The 21,081-nt window shown below is 72.3% G+C and carries 19 protein-coding genes; 9 read left to right on the forward strand and 10 right to left on the reverse strand.

The genetic code is table 11. The features are described from left to right. Nucleotides 1–28 precede the first annotated feature (28 nt). The 3 genes from ACWD12_RS32370 to ACWD12_RS32380 are packed head-to-tail and all read left to right on the forward strand — an operon-like array spanning nt 29 to nt 2,854. The gene (locus tag ACWD12_RS32370; RefSeq protein ID WP_450102546.1) at nt 29–1,111 is read left to right on the forward strand and encodes a YhjD/YihY/BrkB family envelope integrity protein; all 1,083 of its coding nucleotides are present in this window, start codon (nt 29–31) and stop codon (nt 1,109–1,111) included. Then, nucleotides 1,104–1,787, forward strand: a complete 684-nt coding sequence (locus ACWD12_RS32375) for a GAP family protein (RefSeq protein ID WP_450102547.1) — start codon at nt 1,104–1,106, stop codon at nt 1,785–1,787. The genes ACWD12_RS32370 and ACWD12_RS32375 overlap by 8 nt, the downstream gene beginning before the upstream one ends. Next, complete coding sequence (locus ACWD12_RS32380) at nt 1,784–2,854, forward strand: AI-2E family transporter (RefSeq protein WP_450102548.1); 1,071 nt, start codon at nt 1,784–1,786, stop codon at nt 2,852–2,854. The genes ACWD12_RS32375 and ACWD12_RS32380 overlap by 4 nt, the downstream gene beginning before the upstream one ends. Before the next feature lie 21 nt (nt 2,855–2,875). On the opposite strand, the gene ACWD12_RS32385 is transcribed toward ACWD12_RS32380, so the two are convergent. Next, on the reverse strand, nt 2,876–3,718 hold the full coding sequence (locus ACWD12_RS32385; protein ID WP_450102549.1) for a hypothetical protein: 843 nt from the start codon (nt 3,716–3,718) through the stop codon (nt 2,876–2,878). Between the two features lie 242 nt (nt 3,719–3,960). Further along, nucleotides 3,961–5,217, reverse strand: a complete 1,257-nt coding sequence (locus ACWD12_RS32390) for a M20 metallopeptidase family protein (RefSeq protein WP_450102550.1) — start codon at nt 5,215–5,217, stop codon at nt 3,961–3,963. A gap of 153 nt (nt 5,218–5,370) precedes the next feature. Here ACWD12_RS32390 and ACWD12_RS32395 point away from each other — a divergent pair, with 153 nt between their 5' ends. Beyond that, nucleotides 5,371–6,483, forward strand: coding sequence for an Lrp/AsnC family transcriptional regulator (locus ACWD12_RS32395; protein WP_450102551.1), 1,113 nt, complete (start codon nt 5,371–5,373; stop codon nt 6,481–6,483). Here ACWD12_RS32395 and ACWD12_RS32400 read toward each other — a convergent pair. After that, nucleotides 6,427–7,836, reverse strand: a complete 1,410-nt coding sequence (locus ACWD12_RS32400) for a sugar porter family MFS transporter (RefSeq protein ID WP_358352390.1) — start codon at nt 7,834–7,836, stop codon at nt 6,427–6,429. The two genes, ACWD12_RS32395 and ACWD12_RS32400, sit on opposite strands and share 57 nt — an antisense overlap. Before the next feature lie 120 nt (nt 7,837–7,956). Here ACWD12_RS32400 and pgi point away from each other — a divergent pair, with 120 nt between their 5' ends. Continuing rightward, the gene (pgi, locus tag ACWD12_RS32405; RefSeq protein ID WP_450102552.1) at nt 7,957–9,603 is read left to right on the forward strand and encodes a glucose-6-phosphate isomerase; all 1,647 of its coding nucleotides are present in this window, start codon (nt 7,957–7,959) and stop codon (nt 9,601–9,603) included. Nucleotides 9,604–9,735: 132 nt separating this feature from the next. Then, nucleotides 9,736–10,665, forward strand: a complete 930-nt coding sequence (locus ACWD12_RS32410) for a tellurite resistance/C4-dicarboxylate transporter family protein (RefSeq protein WP_450102553.1) — start codon at nt 9,736–9,738, stop codon at nt 10,663–10,665. Here ACWD12_RS32410 and ACWD12_RS32415 read toward each other — a convergent pair. The 5 genes from ACWD12_RS32415 to ACWD12_RS32435 form a co-directional block, all read right to left on the reverse strand. Continuing rightward, a complete protein-coding gene (locus ACWD12_RS32415) occupies nt 10,564–11,232 on the reverse strand; it encodes a YoaK family protein (RefSeq protein ID WP_450102554.1) in 669 nt (222 codons plus the stop codon). The two genes, ACWD12_RS32410 and ACWD12_RS32415, sit on opposite strands and share 102 nt — an antisense overlap. Before the next feature lie 251 nt (nt 11,233–11,483). Further along, nucleotides 11,484–12,857: a M20/M25/M40 family metallo-hydrolase gene (locus ACWD12_RS32420; protein WP_450102555.1), complete on the reverse strand. Its 1,374-nt coding sequence runs from the start codon at nt 12,855–12,857 to the stop codon at nt 11,484–11,486. Between the two features lie 30 nt (nt 12,858–12,887). After that, nucleotides 12,888–13,373: a hypothetical protein gene (locus ACWD12_RS32425; protein ID WP_450102556.1), complete on the reverse strand. Its 486-nt coding sequence runs from the start codon at nt 13,371–13,373 to the stop codon at nt 12,888–12,890. Then, on the reverse strand, nt 13,370–14,869 hold the full coding sequence (locus tag ACWD12_RS32430; protein WP_358352380.1) for an APC family permease: 1,500 nt from the start codon (nt 14,867–14,869) through the stop codon (nt 13,370–13,372). The genes ACWD12_RS32425 and ACWD12_RS32430 overlap by 4 nt, the downstream gene beginning before the upstream one ends. Nucleotides 14,870–15,047: 178 nt before the next feature. After that, entirely contained in the window at nt 15,048–16,097 is a 1,050-nt protein-coding gene (locus tag ACWD12_RS32435; protein ID WP_450102557.1) for a hypothetical protein, read from the reverse strand. 112 nt (nt 16,098–16,209) lie between these two features. Here ACWD12_RS32435 and ACWD12_RS32440 point away from each other — a divergent pair, with 112 nt between their 5' ends. Together ACWD12_RS32440 and ACWD12_RS32445 are read left to right on the forward strand one after the other, a co-directional pair. Then, nucleotides 16,210–17,064 (forward strand): spermidine synthase, encoded by an 855-nt coding sequence (locus ACWD12_RS32440; RefSeq protein ID WP_450102558.1) that lies wholly within the window; start codon nt 16,210–16,212, stop codon nt 17,062–17,064. 134 nt (nt 17,065–17,198) lie between these two features. Beyond that, nucleotides 17,199–18,587 (forward strand): L,D-transpeptidase, encoded by a 1,389-nt coding sequence (locus tag ACWD12_RS32445; RefSeq protein ID WP_450102559.1) that lies wholly within the window; start codon nt 17,199–17,201, stop codon nt 18,585–18,587. Between the two features lie 34 nt (nt 18,588–18,621). On the opposite strand, the gene ACWD12_RS32450 is transcribed toward ACWD12_RS32445, so the two are convergent. Continuing rightward, a complete protein-coding gene (locus ACWD12_RS32450; protein WP_358352372.1) occupies nt 18,622–19,455 on the reverse strand; it encodes a GNAT family N-acetyltransferase in 834 nt (277 codons plus the stop codon). Between the two features lie 95 nt (nt 19,456–19,550). After that, entirely contained in the window at nt 19,551–20,306 is a 756-nt protein-coding gene (locus ACWD12_RS32455; protein WP_450102560.1) for an SDR family oxidoreductase, read from the reverse strand. A 279-nt stretch (nt 20,307–20,585) separates the two neighbouring features. On the opposite strand from ACWD12_RS32455, the gene ACWD12_RS32460 reads away from it, so the two are divergent. Next, nucleotides 20,586–20,954 carry a hypothetical protein gene (locus ACWD12_RS32460; protein WP_358352368.1) on the forward strand — a complete coding sequence of 123 codons (369 nt, stop codon included), beginning with the start codon at nt 20,586–20,588 and terminating at the stop codon, nt 20,952–20,954. Nucleotides 20,955–21,081: the final 127 nt, after the last annotated feature.

Below are 21,081 nucleotides of genomic sequence, written 5' to 3' on the forward strand. Positions count from 1 at the left end.
CGGTTCGGCGACCGGACCGGGGTGGTGCATGCAGATGGCGGACGCCGGGGTCCCCGCCGACCCGGGCAAGCGCGACGGGCGCACCACGCGCACCGAACGCCTCAGGCACTGGCGCGGGGCCTGGGAGACGAGCGTGCCCGGCCGCTCCGTCGCGCGGGCCCTCGAAATCCAGATCACCGACCGCATGATGGCCCTGGCCGCGCAGGCGTTCCTGGCCCTGATGCCGCTGGTGATCGTGGTGGCCGCCGCGGCACCCAACGCCGTCAGCGACGGCCTGGTCGACGCGATGCGCAAAAAGGTGGGCCTCGGCAACGGCACGACGACGCGAAACGTCCAGACCATCGCCTCGTCGGCCGCCGAGACGGGTGTCACCGTCCTGGGCTTCCTGCTGGTGCTGCTGAGCGCCACGAGCTTCAGCCGTGCGCTCCAGCGCGTGTACGAACGCAGTTGGCGCCTCTCCCCCGGCGGCCTGCGCAGCGCGTGGCGCCCGCTCGCCTGGATCGTCGGGATGGTCACCTACTTCGTGCTGATCGGTCTCACCTTCCGCGTCACCCACGGGGGCGGTCCGCTGACGGTGGTGCGCATGGCCCTCGCCTCGGCCGGCTCGATCGCGTTGTGGTGGTGGACGCCGTTCGTTCTGCTGTCCGGGCGTGTGCGCTGGCGGGCGCTGCTGCCGACCGCCCTGGCGACCGCCGCGGGGACCCTGGTGCTCGGCGTCGTGTCCGCCGAGTACGTCCCCCGGCTCCTGTCCAGCAACGAACGCCGGTACGGGACCATCGGCGTCGCCTTCGCGATCGAGTCGTGGCTCGTCGTCCTGTTCGCCGTCGTACTGGCCGCGACGGTGCTCGGCGCGGTGCTCGTCGACACCCGCGGCCGGCTCGGCCTGTGGGCGCGCGGGTCGACGGACCCGGGCGGCTGGCGGCGTACCCCGGCACGCCGCCGCGCCACGGACCCGGACGCCACGGGACCGGACGCCGCAGGCCCGGAATCCGCAGACCCGGAATCCGCGGACCAGGACGGCCCGGACCGGGGCGAGGCGGACCCCGGCGCCGCGGACCCCGACCCGAACCGCGGCCCCGCGGACCGTCGAGCAGGAGGACCCCATGGGTGACGCCATCGGACAGGTGCTGAGCCCCGCGATCGGGGTGGCGATCAGCCCGATCCCGCTGATCGCCGTGATCCTGATGCTCGCCACGCCGAAGGGCCGGGCGAACGGCCTGGCGTTCGCCGCCGGGTGGATCGTCGCGCTGACGGCCGGCGTGACGCTGCTTGTGGCGGTCGGTGCGGGCGGCGGCGCCGACGACGGGGAAGGCGGCCGGAGCGCGGAGTGGACGTACTGGATGAAGCTCGGCATCGCCGTGCTGTTCCTGTTCCTCGCCGTCAAGCAGTGGCTCGGCCGGCCGAAGGCCGGTGAGGAGCCGCAACTGCCGTCCTGGATGCGGACCATCGACCGGTTCACCCCGGCGAAGTCGGCGGGACTGGCGTTCGTGCTCGCGGTCGTCAACCCGAAGAACCTCGCGCTGGTCGTCGCGGCCGGTGTGTCGATCGCGGGCGCCGCGACCGACACCGGGGCGCGGATCGCCGCCGCAGCGGTGTTCGTCGCCGTCGCGTCGCTGTGCACCGTGGTACCGCTGGGCGTCTACCTGTTCGGCGGCGTGAAGGCGGCACAGACGCTCGACGGGTGGAAGGCCTGGATGGCCCGGCACAACGGAGCCATCATGGCCGTCCTGTTCCTGGTGCTCGGCGTCAAGTCGCTCGGCGACGCTATCAGCGGGCTGACCGCATGACGCCCGGGGACACACCCCCCAGGGAGCCGCCCCTGCTGCCGCGCCCGGCCCGCAGTGCGGCGGCGTGGAGCGCCGTCATCCTGCTCGTGGTCGCGGTGGTGGCGGGACTGGTCGCGCTGGCCTTCGTGCTGCGCGCGGTCACCGCGCCGCTCGCGATCGCGATCCTCGGCTCGGCCCTGCTGCATCCGCTGTACGGGCGGATGTTGCGCTGGTCGGTGCCGCGCTCCTGGGCGGCCGGGCTCACCTGTGTGGCGCTGGTGGCCCTGATCGCCGGGACCATGTGGGTACTGGTCCGGACGATCAGCGACAACGCGGCGAAGATCGGCGCGGCGCTGACCGACGCCGCGGGCACGCTGCGCGACAAGTACGGCGGAGGCGGCGACCCGGCGGCGGAGGCGTCCGACGGCCTGCACGAACTCGGCGGCAGGCTGGGCGAGTCCATCGCTAACGGAGTGGTCGACGGGGTGGGCATCGCGGTCCAGGTCGTGTCCGGCGGGGTGCTGGTCCTGGCGCTGACGTTCTTCTTGCTCCGCGACGGCCACGAACTGCCGGGCGTCGTACGCGTGGTCACCCCGCGGCGGCACCGCGACACCGCGGACCGCATCCTGCGCCGGTCGTTCCTGGCGGTGGCCGGCTACATGCGCGGCACCACGATCATCGCGCTGATCGACGCCACGTTCATCGCGATCGGCCTGCTGGTCCTGGACGTGCCTGGGGCTCCGGGGCTGGCCGCGCTGGTGTTCGTCGGCGCGTACGTGCCCTACATCGGCGCGTTCCTGTCCGGACTCCTGGCGGTGCTGGTCGCGTTCGCGGACGGCGGCCTCGGCAAGGCCCTGGGCGCACTCGGGGTGGTGCTCGCCGTGCAGTTGATCGAGGGGACGTTCCTCCAGCCGGGCATCCAGAGCCGCACGGTGGCGCTGCACCCGGCCGTCGTGATGGGCGCGGTGGTCGCGGGCGGTGCGGTGGCCGGGATCCTCGGCGCCCTGCTGGCCGTTCCGGTCGTGGCGGTCCTGGTCTCGGCCCTGGCCGTGGTACGCGACGCACCCGTCGCCCGTGAGACCGGATGACCCCGTCCGGCCGCCCCGGTGTCACATCGGGGGTGCGGAGTCCCGGGCGTCGGGCAGCGCGTCCAGCTCGGGCTGCGACAGCAGCCAGCCGGCTTCCGCGAACAGCCGGGTGCCGAACTCGCGCAGGTCGGCGTCGGCGCGGGCGCGGTGGACGAACTCCTCCGGGGAGTCGCCTAACCGTTCCGCGAGTTCCGGCGAGGCGGCGCACAGGCGCCGGAGGATCTCGGGCTGCGGGAGCAGCGGCGTCGGCGTACGTCCGTCAGGGTGCGCGAGTACGCCCTTGGCATTGACGTAGAGGTGTACGCCGAACAGCGTCTCCCCAGAGGGGTGTGCGACCGGGAAGCGCCGCTCCGGCAGCACCACTCGGCGGTACTCCGGGTATTCGGTGTCGTCGACGGCCTTGAGCTGCACGGTGTCAAGCCAGGTGACAATCAGCTCGGGCGTGGCCTCGGCGTCGACGTACGGGGACGCGGCGACGTAACCGGCGGGGCTGACGTGCGCGGAGAACCCGATGCGGATGCCCCGGAGCGTGGCCAGGGTGAGCGGGACGGTGCCGGGCAGTCCGCTCGTCCTGAGCTTGTGCCGGAGTTGGGCGGGTGCGGCGTGGGATCCGATGGCCAGCACCGGAACGCGTTCGTGCATGCGCGGTTCGCCCAGGACGGCCAGCGCGGTGTCGAGGGCGGTGCGGCGGCCGTCGCCCACCTCGACGGCCCACTCGCCGACAGGTGTGCTGTCCGGGGTGATCGGCAGGAGGTGGTCCCCGCGGAGCAAGGCCGGGTGGGTGAGGGGGGTGCCGGGATAGGTCAGGGGTTCGAGCGAGGGGGTCCGGGCGAGTCCGAGGTCTTCGAGGGTGCGTGCGGTCACCTGGTACCGGCTCCAATGGGCGCGCACCGGACCGGTCTGACGTGCCCCGATCGCGACGCTCTCGGCGGGCGGACGCGGCGACTGTACCCGCGGCCCCGGCGGCGTCCCGGCCGTCCGTGGCGGATTGGCCGGGACGCGCGCGCGGTCCCGCGTTCCGGGGATGTCCGGGGCTCCGCACGTTCGGCGTCCGACGGGCGGACGCCGCGCGGGGAGGCCCGCCGAGAGGCGCGTCGCGGTCCGGCTCAGGTGGCGACGGCCTCCGCGGCGGCTGTTTCGGCGGCGGCTTCGGCGGCTGATTCGGCGGCGGCCGAGTCGAGGCGGCGCAGGGCGAGTTCGGCGTAGATCGCGGCACCGTCGACGAGGACGGCGTCGTCGAACTCGGCTTCGGGTGCGTGGTTCGCGGGTGCCTTGGTGACGTCCCGGTCGGTCGGGCAGGCGCCGAGCATGAGCATCGCGCCGGGGACGTCGTCGAGGACGAGGGAGAAGTCCTCGGCGCCCGCGCCGGGCCGCGGGGACTCGACGAAGCGCTCCTCGCCGAGGACTTCACGGATCACCGTTTCGGCGTGCGTGAAGGCGCCGGCGTCGTTCACCGTGACGGGGTAGCTCATGCGGCCGAAGTCCACCTCGACCTCCAGGCCGTGGGCGGCGCCGACGCCGCGCACCAGGGCGGTGACGTCGTCCTTGATACGGGCGTTGGTCTCGCGGGAGAAGGTACGCAGTGTGGCGTTGAAGACGGCCTCGCCGGGGATCACGTTGTCGACGGTGCCGGCGTGGAAGCTGCCGACGGTGATCACGACGGGGTCGAATATGTCGTACCGGCGCGTGACCATGGCCTGGAGCGCGGTGACCATCTCGCAGGCGGCGGGGACGGGGTCCTTGGCGCGGTGCGGCATGGAGCCGTGGCCGCCCGCGCCGCGTACGGTCACCCGCACCGAGTCGGCGGCGGCGAGCGCGGTCCCGGCCCGGCAGGTGAAGACACCCTGCGGGATCATGGTGGAGGCGACGTGCAGGGCGTAGGCGGCGACGGCGCGTTCGCCGCTCGCGTCCAGGACGCCTTCGTCGATCATGAGGCCCGCGCCGCCGGGGCCTTCCTCGCCGGGCTGGAACATGAAGACGACGTTGCCGGCGAGGGTGTCGCGGCGGGCGGCAAGCAGGTGGGCGGCGCCGGCGAGCATGGTGGTGTGCAGGTCGTGGCCGCAGGCGTGCATGCGCCCGGGGACCGTGGAGGCGTAGTCGACACCGGAGCGCTCGCCGACCGGGAGGGCGTCCATGTCGCCGCGCAGCAGGACGGTGGGGCCGGGGAGGGCGCCGCGCAGGACTGCGGTGACGGAGCTGAGGGCGCGTCCGGTGGTGGTCTCCAGGGGCAGTCCGGCGAGTTCGGCGAGCACGCGCTCCTGGGTGTAGGGCAGGTCGAGGCCGAGCTCGGGGCGGGCGTGCAGCTCGCGGCGCATGCGGACCATGTCGCCGTGCAGCGCGCGGGCGTCTTCCAGGACGGTCATCGCGGGGGCTCCTCTCGTGGCTTCTCCGGGCACGTCCCGGCGCCGCCCGGGCCCGGGCGGGCGCGGGCGCGTGGTGCGGGGCTACCCAGGTCAGGTTCTCCTTCGTGCGTGTGATGGCATGTCAGATGCCGGAACACCTCTCGGGGAGCACGCATGACGCAGGAATCCTTCAGGTCCTGGGGGCGGGACGACCTCGACGAGCTGGACCTGTCGCTGGTCCACGCGCTCCAGGTGGCGCCGCGCGTGCCGTGGACGGAGCTGGGTCCGGTGCTGGGTGCCGACCCGGTGACGCTGGCCCGGCGCTGGCGGCGGCTGGTCGCGTCCGGGAGCGCGTGGACCACGTGCTACCCGGGGCCGGGACGGGGTTCGTTCGACCCGGGGTGCCTCGCGCTGGTGGAGGTCGACGCCGAACGGGGGCGGGTGGGCGAGGTGGCGCGGCGGCTGGCGGAGGACGCGCACGCGATCGCGGTGGAGCACCTGACGGGTGGCCGGGACCTGCTGGTCACCGTGGGTGCGCCGGATCCGGCGACGCTGACGCGCTACCTCCAGCACCGCTTGTCGGCGGTGCCCGGGGTGACGGCCTCGCGTACGCACCTGGTGACCCGGCTGTACCAGGAGGGCAGTTCGTGGCGGCTGCGGTCGCTCGACCCGGGGCAGCGGCGCAGCCTGGTGGCGGCGGGCGACGACACGCCGCGCCCGCGCCGGGTCACCGACGCCGAGCGGGAGCTCGTGCTGGCGCTGGGGTTGGACGCGCGGGTGCCGGTCGCGGACCTGGCGCGGGTGCTGGGGGTGAGTGCGGCGACGGCGGCGCGGCGGCTCGCGTGGCTGGTGTCGTCGGGGCACGCGCGGCTGCGCTGCGAGGTCGCGCACTCCCTGTCCGGGTGGCCGGTGTGCGCGACGTTGTGGGTGAGTGTGCCGCCGGGGGAACTGGAGGCGGTCGGCGGGGCGTTGGCGGCGCACGGTGACGTACGCCTGTGTGCGGCGGTGACGGGGACGGCGAACCTGTGCGTCGTGACGTGGCTGCGGTCGGTGGGCGACGTACCGGTGTGGGAGGCGGACCTGGTGCGTCGCTTCCCGGGTGTCGCGGTGCTGGACCGGGCGGTGACTCTGGAGGTGGCCAAGCGCATGGGCCGCCTGCTGACCTCCGACGGCCGGGCGGCGGGGTACGTGCCGCTGGACATCTGGGCGGATCCGGTGGCCGTGCCGGAGTCACATGCTCTCCAGGGTCCTTCCCTTGGTCTCGGTGACGAAGGCCTTGACGAATAGCAGGGACAGGAGCGCGAATCCGGCGTACATGGCGTACGTGGCCGACAGGTTCCAGTCGCGCATGGTCGGGAACGACTCGGTGACGGCCCAGTTGGCGATCCAGTTGAACGAGGTCGCGACGGAGACCGCGAGCGCGCGGATGCGCAGCGGGAACATCTCGCCGACCATGACCCACAGGATGACGCCCCAGGACACGGCGAAGAAGAAGACGAAGACGTGCGCGGCGACCAGGGCGATCGTGCCCTGGGTGTCGGGGATGGAGATCTCGGTGCCGCTGCCGGTCTTGTAGGAGAAGGCCCACGAGGCGCAGCCGAGGGCGACCGTCATGCCGACGGATCCGATCATCGCGAGCGGTTTGCGGCCGATCTTGTCGATGAAGAGCATCGCGACGACGGTGCCGACGATGTTGACGATCGACGTCGAGATGCTGATGAGCAGCGAGTTGGACTCGTCGATGCCGACCGACTGCCACAGGATCGACGAGTAGTAGAAGATCACGTTGATGCCGACGAGCTGCTGGAAGACGGCGAGGCCGATGCCCGCCCACACGATGGGCAGCGGGCCGAAGCGGCCGAGCAGGTCGGTGAACCGGGGTTTGTGGTCGGTGGCGATGGAGTGCTGGATCTGGGCGATGCGGGACTTCGGGGCGACGCCGCGGCCCTCGACCTCGCGCAGTACGCGGGCGGCTTCGTCGAGGCGGCCGGTGGCCACCAGGTGCCGCGGCGACTCGGGGATGGCCAGGGTGAGCACCAGGTAGAGCAGCGCGGGTACGACGGCGGCCATGAGCATCCACTGCCAGGCGTCCAGCGGGCCCAGCGCGTTCTGGCTCTTGCCGTCGGCGCCTTGCGCGATCCCCCAGTTGACGAGCTGCGACGCGGTGATGCCGAGGACGATGGCCATCTGCTGGAACGAGGCGAGTTTGCCGCGGTGCGCGGGCGGCGCGATCTCGGCGATGTACGTGGGGCCGATGACGGACGCCAGGCCGATGGCGAATCCGGCGAGCACCCGCCACGCGCCCAGCGACCAGATGTCCCACGGCATGGACGAGCCGACCGCGCTGACCGCGAAGAGCACCGCGGCGATGTGCATGACGCGGAGCCGGCCGAGGCGGTCGGCGAGGCGTCCGGCGACGGCCGCGCCCGCGGCGGAGCCGAGCAGCGCGACCGCGACGACGGTGCCGGTCTCCCCGCTGCCGACCTCGAAGTGGTCCTGGATGCCGGTGACGGCGCCGTTGATGACGGAGCTGTCGTACCCGAACAGGAAGCCGCCGAGCGCGGCGGCGGCGGCGATGACCGTGACGCGCTTGAGGCTCTCCCGGTCGACCGGGGTCGTGGGCTCGGTTGTGGTTGCCATAGATCGTGCGAGTAACCGGAATCGCGGTCCGGTATGCGCGGCACAACCCTTCGGTTATCCCGGTTCGCAGTAACCTACGAGCGTTTCCGTCCTCTTCCCTGGGATGCGCCAATGCCTGCGGTGAACAAGCCCCGTCTCGACCAGCGACCCGAATGGGCGGCCTTGCGGGGCCTCCGGGAGGAGCGGTTCCGGGACGCCCACCTGCGCGACCTGTTCGCGGCGGATCCGGGTCGCGCCGAGCGCTACGGCGTACGGGTGGGCGACCTGTTCGTGGACTACTCGAAGCACCTGGTCGACGACGGGGTGCTGGCGGCGCTGCGCGAACTGGCGGCGGCGACGGACGTGGCCGGGCTGCGGGACGCGATGTTCCGGGGCGAGAAGATCAACGTGACCGAGGACCGCGCGGTGCTGCACACCGCCCTGCGCGCGCCGCGCGACGCGGTCGTCGAGGTGGACGGGCGCAACGTGGTGCCCGAGGTGCACGCGGTGCTGGACAAGATGGCCGCGTTCGCCGACCAGGTCCGTTCGGGTGAATGGAAGGGCCACACGGGCAAGCGCATCCGCAACGTGGTCAACATCGGGATCGGCGGGTCGGACCTGGGTCCGGCGATGGCGTACGAGGTGCTGCGCACCTTCGCCACGCGGGACCTGACCTTCCGCTTCGTGTCGAACGTGGACGGCGCCGACCTGTACGAGGCGGTCCGGGACCTGGACGCGGCGGAGACGCTGTTCATCGTGGCGTCCAAGACGTTCACGACGATCGAGACGGTCACGAACGCGACCTCGGCGCGCGACTGGCTGCTCGGCGAGCTGAAGGCCGACCAGGACGCGGTAGCGCGGCACTTCGTGGCGCTGTCCACGAACGCGGAGAAGGTCGCGGACTTCGGGATCGACACCGCGAACATGTTCGAGTTCTGGGACTGGGTCGGTGGGCGGTACTCCTACGACTCGGCGATCGGGCTGTCCCTGATGATCGCGATCGGGCCGCGGCACTTCCGCGAGATGCTGGACGGCTTCCACCTGGTCGACGAGCACTTCCGCAGCGCGCCGCCGGAGCGCAACGCGCCGATGCTGATGGGCCTTCTGGGGGTCTGGTACGGCGCGTTCTTCGACGCCCAGTCGCATGCCGTGCTGCCGTACTCGCACTACCTGTCGAAGTTCACCGCGTACCTCCAGCAGCTCGACATGGAGTCGAACGGCAAGTCGGTGGACCGCGAGGGCAACCCGGTCGGGTGGCAGACCGGTCCGGTGGTGTGGGGCACGCCGGGGACGAACGGGCAGCACGCGTATTACCAGTTGATCCACCAGGGCACGAAGCTCATTCCCGCCGACTTCCTCGGGTTCGCCCGTCCGGTGGACGAGCTGCCGCCGGGGCCGGCCGCGCAGCACGACCTGCTGATGGCCAACTTCTTCGCGCAGACGCAGGCGCTGGCGTTCGGGAAGACCCCGGACGAGGTGCGGGCCGAGGGCGTCGCGGAGGAGCTGGTCCCGCACAAGACGTTCCGCGGCAACCACCCGACCACCACCATCCTGGCGGACGCGCTGACGCCGTCGGTGCTGGGCCAGTTGGTGGCGCTGTACGAGCACAAGGTGTTCGTGCAGGGCGCGGTGTGGGACATCGACTCGTTCGACCAGTGGGGTGTCGAGCTGGGCAAGGTCCTGGCCAAGCGCCTGGAGCCGGTCCTGACGCAGGGCACCGGGGCGGACGGCCTCGACGCGTCCACCGCGTCGCTGATCGCCCGGTACCGCGAGCTGCGCGGCCGCTGACGCGCGGCTCGGCGCCGCCCGTTCGGGTGGCGCCGAGTGGCGGCGGGGTGGCGGGGGCTGTCCCATGGAGGGATGAGCGGGCACGGTCGCGGGTGGTGGACGGAGTTCCCGCCTGCCTCGGGAGCGGCCGTGATGTCCACGGCCATCGTCTCCATCGGCATGCACCTCGCCGGTTTCGAGGTCCTGTCGAAGGCGCTCCTCGCGCTCGCCGGCGTCGTGTGGGCGGTGCTGGCCTGCGCGTTCGCGTTGCGGGTGCGGTGGGACCGGCCGCACTGGCGTACCGACGCCGACACCCCGCCGGCGCTCACCGCCGTCGCCGCGACCTCGGTCCTGGGCACCCGCATCGCCGTGCTCGGGTGGCACGAGGTGGCGGCCGTGCTGCTCGTCCTGGCGGCCGCGGTATGGCCGTTCCTGCTGCTCGCCGTCGTCCGGCACTGGCAGCGCCGCGGCATGCCGGGGGTGGTGTTCCTGGTGTGCGTCGCGACGCAGGGCCTGGCCGTGCTGGCCGGCACGCTCGCCCCGCAGGCCGGCGACTGGCTGATGTGGATCGCGCTGTGCCTGTTCGCGTTCGGCCTCGCGCTGTACGTGGACGCGCTGCTGCGCTTCGACTTCCGCCAGGTGCTGACCGGTGAGGGGGACCACTGGATCGCGGGCGGCGCGCTCGCCATCTCCACCGTCGCGGGCTCGAAGCTGATCGCCTCTCCCGTGTGGACGGGGTGGTCGCACACCGTCCTACGGACGACGACGCTCGTGCTCCTCGCCCTCGCCGCCGCCTGGTACGCGGTGCTCGCCGCCGCCGAACTGTGGCGCCCGCGCCCGTACTACAGCATCCGCCGCTGGTCGACGGTGTTCCCGCTGGGCATGACGGCGGTGGCAGCGCTGTCGGTGTCGACCGCGGCCGGCATCGCGTGGCTGGACCGCCCCGGACGCGTGCTGCTGTGGGTCGCGGCCGCCGTGTGGCTAGTGGTTCTCGTCGGTTTCGTCCGCTCGCTCGGACGTCGCGAGGATCACGCACAGGACGGCGGCCGCCAGTCCGAACGCCACCAGGCCCGCGCCGCGTGACCACGTGTTCGCCACCGCCGCGGAGGCGGCCGCCCCCGCGACGACCGCGGCGAGGCGCCCCAGTGCCCACAAGTCCTGCGCGGCGAGCGGTTGGCCCCCTCCGGCCCGGCGGGCCACGGCGACGAGGGTCCCGGTGAAGTAGGTCGAGGGGGTGCCCCAGGTGCCGGCCTGGAGGCCCATGGCCAGTGCGGCGGCGAGAACCAGGAGCGTGCGCCCGCTCTCGGTGTGCCCGGTGTCGAGTGCCCAGGCGAGGGCGGGGATCGCGAGCAGGGCCAGTTCGACGAGCAGGAGGTCGCGTACCCGCAGCCGGCCGACGGCGGCGCCCGCGGCGGCGGCTCCGGCGACGAACCCGGCCAGGGCGGCGACCGCGTGGCGGACCACGTCTCCGTCGCCGTCGACCGCCGCGGCCCCGACGAGCACGAAGTTGCCGGTCATCACGCCGGCGAAGACCTTGCCCAGGCAGAAAAGGGTGAAGGCGTCGACCGCGCCGCCGGTCGCGGCCAGGGCCAGCAGTGCGATGTGGTCCCACGGCCGGACGGGGTTCTTCGGCGCGGGGGCGGACGTCACACAGGTCATTCTGGGGGCGGACGCGTCATTCGCCCCGCTATGACACCCGGCTCGGCGCCGCCCGTTCCGCCCCGGCGCCGGCACTGGCTCCGCCCGTGTCCGCGTACGCCCGGGTCCGCGTCCGCCCGGGTCCGAATACGCCCGGGTCCGCGTCCGGCGTGGCGTGGCGGACCGAGCGGCGTCGGCGAACCGAGCGGCACTCCGGACCGTGCGGCACTCCGGACCGTGCGCGGGATGTGCCGCCGCTCGGGTCACCCCTTCGTCATGGCCGCGTACTTCCTGAGGAACAGCGCCTCGGCGAGGGCCATGTGCTCGATCTCGGTGGGGTCGACGCTCTCGTTCGGCGCGTGGATCAGGCAGCGCGGCTCCTCGACGCCCATGAGCGCGATCTCCGCGTCCGGGAAGGTCTCCTTGAAGATCGTGCAGAGCGGGATGGAGCCGCCTTGTCCGACCGTCGTCATCGGCCGGTCGTACGCCTCCTCGAGCGCCTCGCGCAGCGCGGCGTACCCGGGTCCGCCTATGGCGGCCTCGAACGGCGATCCGGACTGCTCGGGTTCGAAGGCGAGTTGCACGCCCCACGGCGCGTGCGCCTTGAGGTGGTGGACGAGCTTGTCGAGCGCGTCGTCGGCGTCCTGCCCGGGCGGCACACGCAGGCTGACGCGGGCGCGGGCGACGGGCGGCACCGAGGCGCTGGACCCGACGACGGGCGGGCAGTCGATGCCGAGCACGGTGACCGCGGGGCGGGCCCAGACGAGGTCGGCGACCGCTCCCCCGCCGACGAGCCCGACGCCGTCGAGCACGCCCGCGTCCGCGCGGAACTGCGCCTCGTCGTACGGCTCGCCCTGCCACACCTGGTCGTGCGGAAGTCCGTCCACGGCCGTGCCGCCGTCGGCGTCGCGGAGCGAGGCGAGCATGGCGATCAGCGCGGCCAGTGCGTCGGGGGCGGGTCCGCCGAACATGCCGGAGTGCACGGCGCCCTTGAGCGCGCGTACCTCGACGACGAGGTTGGCGACGCCGCGGAGGGTCGTGGTGAGGGTGGGCAGGCCGACGGCGGCGTTGCCGGTGTCGCACACCAGGATCGCGTCGGCGCGCAGCACGTCGGGGTTGGCCGGCACGTACTCCTCAAGTCCCGCGGTGCCCTGTTCCTCGGAGCCTTCCGCGACGATACGCAGCGACACGGGGATGTCGTCGCCTAGGGCGCGCAGGGCGGTGAGGTGCATGGCGATGTTGCCCTTGCAGTCTGCGGTGCCGCGCCCGTACCAGCGGCCGTCCTTCTCGGTGAGCTCGAACGGCGGGGACTGCCAGGCGTCGTCGTCCAGCGGGGGCTGGACGTCGTAGTGGCAGTAGAGCAGGACCGTCGGGGCGCCGGCGGGGCCGGGGCGGTGGCCGACGACGGCATTGCTGCCGTCGGGTGTCTCCTCCAGGCGGGCGTCGGTGAAGCCGAGTTCGCGGAAGGCGTCGGCGACGAACCGGGCGGCCTTGTGGCACTCCTCCACCGGGAACTGCCGGGCGTCGTAGACGGATTTGAAGCCGACGAGAGTGGCGAGGTCGCGCCGGGTGCGCGCCATCTCGGCCTTGACGCGCTGGGCGAGCGCCGCGTCCGCCGTGGTGCCCTGGGTGGTCATGTGCGGTGGTCCTTCCGGTGGCCGGGAGTCTCAGGGTTCGACGACGTCGTCGAACTTGAGGTCGTCGATCTCGTTGTCGAACGCGGCGACCTTGTCCGGGCAGTACGTCTGCAGCACGATGCGTTCGGCCTGGGCGACCCGGGCGCTGCCGATGATCGGGCGCTGCCCGGGCCCCGCCGCGCCGTTGTTGAGGCTGACCCGGTCGACGCCCTGGCGCAACGCGTCGCCGGGGTCCTCGCAGACGATGCCTCCGTCGGTGCCGAGGTTGCGCACGATCAGGTCCGTGTCGGGCTGCGGGAGCCCTGCGGCGCCGAGGGCGGCGCGCAGCTGGTTGGCCTTGTCGGTGGCCTGGTTCGTCCTGTGCACGCTGTTGTACGCGACGATGCCGCTGATCAGGAGGCCGAGGAGGAGCACGAGGGATCCGACGTAGATCCACCTGCGGCTCATGATGCCGGTGTCGACGTGTCCGGCGTGGTCGACGTCCTCGCCCTGCACGTGGTGTGTCTTGGTGCTCATGCCTGGCCCTCGCCCTCGGTCACGGTGCCGACGCCGGCCTTCCATTCGGTGTCGGGCTGCTTCCAGTGGGGCTTGCGGAATCGGTAGAAGAGGAACGGGATCAGCAGGCCGACGATGAGCAGGCCGCCGCCGACGATGCCGATGTACGACCAGACGCTCCCGGAGCCGAACTGCGACGGCGGCACGAAGCCGATCACCAGGGCCGCGGCGGACGCGAGCAGGCCGGTGACGCACAGCACGGGCAGCACGGGGGCGCGGAAGCCGCGCGGGTGGTCGGGCTTGATGCGGCGCAGCCGCATCGCGGCGACGAACATCAGCAGGTAGACGATGAGGTAGACCTGCGTGGTGATGACCGACAGGATCCAGTAGGCGCTGGAGACGTCGGGGATGAAGGCGTACAGCAGGGCGATGCCGGTGGTGACGATGCCCTGGCTGACGAGGATGTTCTGCTGCACGCCGTGCTTGTTGAGGCGCTGGAGGAACGGCGGTAGGTAGCCCTCTTCGCGGGCGACGGTCAGCAGGCCCTTGGACGGTCCGGCGAGCCAGGTCAGCATGCCGCCGAGGGAGGCGGCGATGAGCATGATGCCGAGCACCGGGGTGAGCCAGTTGACGTTGAAGTACGAGAAGAACGCGTCGAAGGCCTGCATGACGCCCGCGGTCAGCGACAGGCTCGACGACGGCACGACCCAGCTGATGGCGATGGCCGGGAGGATGAAGATGAGCAGGACCAGGCCGGTGGCGAGGAACATCGCCCTGGGGAACTCGGTCGCGGGCTTGCGCAGCGACGAGACGTGGACCGCGTTCATCTCCATGCCGGAGTAGCTGAGGAAGTTGTTGACGATGAGGACGAGGCTGGCCAGGCCCGTCCACGGCGGGAGGATGTGGCTGCTGTCCATCGGGGCCGCCGAGGCATTGCCTTGGCCCAGGAAGACGAATCCGAGCACCACGAGCAGCAGTCCGGGGACCAGGGTGCCGATGATCAGGCCCATGCTGGACAGCCCCGCGACCGTCTTGGTGCCGCGTGACGAGACCAGGACGCCGAGCCAGAAGAGCGTGACGATGACGATCGCGGTGTAGATCCCGTGGTTGGCCAGGCTGGGGTCGATGACGTACGCGAAGGTGCTGGCGACGTACCCGAGCAGGCTCGGGTAATAGAAGATCGTCATCGCGAACTGGCACCACACGGCCAGGAATCCCAGGGGCTTGCTGAGCCCTTCGGCGACCCAGCGGTACACGCCGCCGCTCCAGCCGGACGCGAGTTCGGCGGAGACGAGCGAGGTGGGCAGCAGGAAGACGATGGCGGGCACGAGGTAGAGGAAGACCGCGGCCAGACCGTAGATCGCCATCGTGGGCGCGGCGCGCAGCGAGGCCACCGAGCTGGTGGTCATCAGGGCCAGGGCGATCCAGGAGATGGCGTTGAGTTTGGGCCCGGCGTGGGCGGCGGTACGCCTGCCGGTGGTGGCGACCCGGCTCGCGGGCACGTCCATCGATGCCACGTCTGAGCTCCTTCACGGCGGGGCAGGCACCGGATCCGGGGATCACACGATCAACAGGGCGCGCAAAATGCCTATTTGATCCGGTTTTCATCCACCGTTGCATCATTAGGCAGCCTGATCACTGCCGCAACAGGAGCTGACGCGCTGTCAAAGCACCGAAGACCGCACGCGGACGGGCTCACGCGTACGCGTCGCCGCCGTCCACGCCCAGGAGTTCGAGCGCGGCCATCGCGAGTCCGGCCAGGTCGCCGCCGAGGTACGGCACCGACACGGCGGCCTCGTCGTCGGGCGCGGCGGTCTCGTCGTCGTCCGGCACAGGCCCGTCTTCGTCGGGTCCGTCGGCGTCCTGCGCGATGCGGGCCTGGAGTACCGCCACAGCCTCCGCGCGGGCGGATCCCCCGCCGAGGCACGCCAGCACGAACGCGGCGGCCCAGGCGACCGGTTCGCCGGTGTCCGACATCCCCCGTTCGGCCCAGGGGGTGAGTGCGGCGTCGCCGCCGAGCAGCAGCACCGCCACCGCCGCCGTGGCCACGACGTGTCCGTGCGCCTCGGTGCGCAGCACTTCGACCAGCGCCGGGACGCTGCGCTCCGCGTCCTCGGGGAACCATGCGAGCAGGTACGCGGCGGCGATGCGCACGCCGGGCTCGTCGTCCTCCAGCAGCGCGCGGTAGACCGCCGTCCCGGTGCGCACCGCGTCGTACGACTCCAGCGCCCAGCGCAGGCAGTCGCGTTCGAACGCGAAGTCGAAGACCTCCAGGTGGTAGGCCCGGTTGCGGCGGATGTCCTCGCTCGGCGCCTCGGCGACCCACTCCTCCATCTCGCGGCGCGCGTCCGCCGGGTCGAGCGCGGCGGCCTCGGCGACCTCGCGGCGCAGCCGGGCCGGGTCGAACCCGCCGGGTAGGCAGGCGTCGTCGTACCCGATCGCGAGGGAGGCGAGCAGGGCGAGCACGCGGTGCCGCTGCGGCGTGGCGGTGTCGGCGGCCAGGGATATCAGCGCGCGGGCGGCGAAGGGGCTGGCGGCGTAGCGGGTGCCCTGGTGGAACACGCTGCCGTACAGCGCCGCATACGCCTGGTCCCGGGTGCTCCGGTCGGGTGACCGAAGCGCGGCTATGCGGTCGGGCACATCGTCGGCGGCCCCGTAGGCGTGCGTGAGCGACGCCCAGTCGACGTCCTCGATTGCGGCGCGGGCGAGCGGTCCGTCCCACCGTTGTCCGGAGAAGGTCGTCATGCGACGAACGCTAACGAGGCGGACCGACACTTCCGGCGGTTCCCGGCATGCCCGGCAGGTGCCTGGAGGATGCTTGGCGGGTGGCCCCGCGCCCAGGCGCGAGAATCGGCGCATGGATGAAGAGGACGAGCGCGTGCCGGTGTCCGCCGATGTGGATCTGGGGCGCGCGGCGCTGCTGCCGGACATCGACCGGCCGGGGGCGTGGCTGCTGACCCTCGACGGTTCGCCGCAGTCGTACGTCGACCTCGACGACCCGGAGTATCTGGAGTTCGAGTACGTCCGGCGCCTCGGCCACGTGGTCGACCTCGCCGCTCCCGGCGCCGGGCCGCTGGACCTCGTGCACCTCGGCGGCGGCGCGCTCACCCTCGCGCGCTACGCCGAGGCCACCCGGCCGGGCTCGCGGCAGTACGTGATCGAGGCGGATGCGGCGCTCACCGCTCTCGTGCGGCGCCACCTGCCGCTTCCCGCCGGCTCGGCGGTCGCCGTGGAGGCGTCGGACGCCCGCGCCGCACTCGCGGCGCTGCCCGCGGAATCAGCGGACGTGGTGCTCGCGGACGTGTTCCACGGCGCGCTGACCCCTGCCCACCTGACCTCGGTGGAGTTCGTCGCGGACGCGGCCCGGGTGCTGCGGCCCGGCGGGTTCTACGCGGCCAATGTCGCGGACGGCGGCGCGCTGGACTTCCTGCGGGGGCAGGTCGCCACCGCGCGGGCGGTCTTCCCGTACGCGTGCCTGATCGCCGAACGCGAGCACCTGGACGGGGAGCGCTTCGCGAACGCAGTGCTGGTGGCCGGGCGGGCCGGGCTGCCGGTCGGCGAGATCGCGGCGCGGGCCGCGGCGGACCCGTACCCGGCCGTGGTGCTGGACGGGCGTGACCTGGACGCTTTCGCGGCCGGGCGGCCGGCCGTGACCGATGACACAGCGACGGGGTCGCCGGCGCCGCCACGTGGGGTCTTCGGCATCGGGTGACGCGGCGCGTGTGATCCGTTCCACGGAACCGGTTCGGGCGATTTGATCGTTGATCATCATTAAAGAGAAAATCACCCGGTTCCACCCGTGGCGGCGCCCGCCGCCACCCGGTTCCCCAGCCACGAGGTCACTACGTGAGTCGCGCAGTCATACCCGGCCCCCGCAAGGGGCTCCGCACCGTCCTCCTGCCCGCCGTCGCCGCCTCGGCCCTGCTGCTGACGGCCGCCTGCGGGGGTGGCTCGTCCGACCGGGGCGACGAGGGGCAGAGCAGCCAGGGCGGGGGTTCCGGCGCCGCCGCGACGGAGGCGGGCGACGACTCGGGGACCGGCCAGACCGGCGGCGACGGGGGGACCGGCACGGATGCGAAGCCCGGCGGCCAGGACGGCACCGGCAAGCCGGACGGGCAAGACGCACAAGACAAGGACAAACATGACAAGCAAGACAAGAAAGACCAGGAGGCTCCGCCCAAGGTTCGGGTGGACCCGGCGGACGGCTCGGTCACCGCAGAGGCCGGGCGACCGGTCACGGTGACCTCCGACGAGGGGACCCTCACCGCGGTCCGCGTGACGGACGCCGACGGTGGTGCGGTCGCGGGCGCGCTGAGCGCCGACCGCAAGACGTGGACGTCGAGCGGACGTACCGCACCGGGCACGGCGTACCAGGTCGACATATCGAGCCGCACCCCCAAGGGCAAGGCACAGGAGTCGTCGACGAAGTTCACGACGCAGAAGGCCGACCGCATCAACAAGGTCGCGATGAAGCCCGGCAACGGCGGCACCTTCGGCGTCGCGCAGCCGGTGTCGATCGTCTTCGACTACCCCGTCGCCGACAAGGCCGCGGTGGAGCGGAACCTCAAGGTCAACACGTCGGTCCCGACCCAGGGTTCGTGGGGCTGGATCAAGGACCAGTCCGGCAAGGACCGGGTGGACTGGCGCCCGAAGGAGTACTGGAAGCCCGGCACGCGGGTGACGCTCAACGCGAATTTGCAGGGCGTCAAGAGCGGCACCGGCACGTACTTCGCACGCGACTACGAGACGTCGTTCACCGTCGGCTCCGGCCGCGTCGTCGAGGTGGACGTACCGAACCACAAAGTGAACGTCGTCGAGAACGGGCAGCTGGTGAAGTCGCTGCCGATGTCCGCCGGTTCCGCCGAGTTCCCGACGCGCGGCGGCACCCACGTCATCCTCGCCAAGAACGCCAAGGAGACACTGGACTCGCAGACCGTCGGCCTCGGCGACCGCTACAACCTGCCGGACGTCCCGTGGGTCGTGCACTTCACCTCGTCCGGGACGTTCTTCCACTCCGCCGCCTGGAACACCGCGAACATCGGCCGCAACAACACCAGCCACGGCTGCGTGGGCATGACGGTCGAGGACGCCAAGTGGTTCTACGACCGCGTACAGGTCGGCGACCCCGTGGTCGTCAAGGGCTCGACAAGCACCGCAGTCACCGACCCGGGCAACGGCTTCGGCGCATGGCAGATGCCCTACCCCCAATGGCAAACCAAAAGCGCCCTCTCATAGCCGGTAGGGCTCCCGGGCAGTCGGGTGCGTGCGGTCAGGCGAAGGGCTCGGCGATCATTGCGGTGGCGATGCGGTGGAAGCCGAGCCTGCCGTACACGCGCGCCACGTCGCCGTCGCCCGCGCTCAGGAACACCAGGTCCATGCCGGCGTCGAGGGCGTCGACGACCAGGGCCCAGGTGACCGCCGCCGCCAGTCCCCTGCGCCGGGCGCTGGGCAGTGTGCCGATCGCGACGACCTCGGTGACCCGGCCGCGCGGCTGGTGGCTGCCGACCGCGACGGGCCCCTTGTCGGTGTACGCCGCATAGGTGACGGTCCGCCCGGTGCGCATGCGTTCCCCGATGTACCGCAGCGTCTCCGGTCGTTGGCCGGGCGCCGCCGCGTCGCGCAGTTCGGGACCGCCGAGTCCGATCGCGGTGCCCGGCTCGGAGAACGCGACCACCGGGACGCTCTGCACGCGGGCGAGGTCGAGTGCGTCGTGCTCGACCCGGCGTACCTCGACCTCCTCCGAACGGGGCCGGGTGACCCGCCGGAAGGCGGCCTCGTCCAGCACCATGATCGGGTGTGCGTGCACGTTGAGCCCGGCGCGCAGCGCCACGTCGCGCAGGCCCGGCGTCGTCTCGTGTACCCACTCGAACGCCTCGGGCAGGCCGAGTTCGCGCTGCCGCAGGCGTACCGCGGCGACGTCGCCGACGGTGGGGCGGGCGGTGTGTCCGCGCGTGGGGCGGGCGTAGAACGGCCAGCCGTCGCCGTCCTGGAGGAACAGCGTCAGCGAGCCGAAGTCCTCGGGGAGGACGGTGTTGCGGGGGACCGTGTCGTAATACGCCTCAAGGCGTTCGAGCAGGTCGCGGGTGGTGGCGGTCTCGGTCATCACCGCCAATCCAAGCGGATGCGGAGCAGTGCTTCCACCGGAATGCCCGCACGTTGCGCTCCCTGGACACCTGGCGCGCCCTGGCGCGGCGCCGGTCAGCGGCCGCCATGCACCGGCAGTACGGCCCCGGTGGTGAACGCGGAGGCGTCGGACAACAGCCACATGACCGCCTCGGCCACCTCTTCGGCCGTCCCGGCGCGTCCCATCGGGATGGAGTTCGCCTTCTCCGCAAGGCGGTTCGGCTGCCCGGCACCCGCGTGCAGGCCCGTCTCGATGAGCCCCGGGGCCACCGCGTTCACGCGGATGCCCTCGGCGGCCACCTCGTGGGCGAGGCCGAGGGTGAGGGCGTCGACGGCGGCCTTTGTGGCGGCGTAGTGCACCCACTCCCCCGCGCTGCCCAACTGCGCCGCGCGCGAGGAGATGTTGACGATGAGGCCGCCCGGGCCGCCGCGCCGGGTGGACATGCGGCGGACCGCCTCGCGGGCGCAGAGCATGGCTCCGACCACGTTGACGTCGACCGTACGGCGCAGCGCGTCGCTGTCCAGGTCGTCGAAACGCCCGTGGGCGCCGACGATCCCGGCGTTGTTGACCAGTGCGGCGACCGGACCGCCGAGCACCGCCTCGGCGGCGTCGAACAGGCGGACCACGTCGCCCTCGACGGACACGTCGCCCGGCAGCGCCACCGCCGTGCCGCCGGCCGCCTCGACGGCCGCGACGACCTTGAGGGCGCCGTCCTCGTCCGACGCGTAGTTGACGGCTACCGCCCAGCCGGCGTCGGCGGCGGCGCGTGCCACGGCGGCGCCGATGCCCTTGCTGCCTCCGGTGACGAGGAGGGTTCCGCGTACGGTCATGCGCTGTTCTCCCGGGTCGTCTCGGTTTCCAGGGGTTTCCTGGCTTTTGCCGACACATGATCTCATCGCGGAGTGTCCGTACGGTTGTCGGCGCGGGCTCCGTGCTCCGGCACGCGCGGCGCGGGGCGCGGCCGGTCTGCGCGGCCTCTTGCGAACGGGTGTACGTGCGGGGCGGATACCTATGCGGGCATGCTTGTCCGGCCAGGCACACGAAGGTCCTGTCCGACGTACCTGTAGGCCGACGTACTGACGGGCCATCTGACTATCTGAGGAGTTCGCATGCCACCTTCGGGGCGTCGTCTGAGATCGGCGACGGTGGCCGCGGCAACGACCCTGAGCCTCGCCTGTGCGCTGGCCGCGTGCGGCGGTGGCTCCAAGGGGTCGAAGAAGTCGGACTATTCGGAAGTGTGCGTACACCGGCAGTCGATGATGCGCGTGGCCGACAACTTGTGTCTGACGGACCGCACGAACGTCTACTCCTGGTACTACATACCGCGCAAGACGGGGAAGCAGGAGAACGCCGTTCCCTCCGAGGGCAGTTCCTACACCGGCACCGGCGGGACGTTCACCCGGCCCAACAGCGGGTCGGTCACGCGCGGCGGGTTCGGGGGCAGCGGCGGTGACGGGAGCAGCGGCGGAGGCGGCTGAGCCGGTCCGGCGTCGTCGGCGGGGCGGGGTCGGCCGGAAGACGGGGCCAGGCCGAGACCGGGGCCGCGGCCGGAGCCGCGGCCGTACGACGCTTCGGGCTCAAACCAGCCGCCTCCCTGGCTGCCCG

Source organism: Streptodolium elevatio (genome assembly GCF_053592165.1).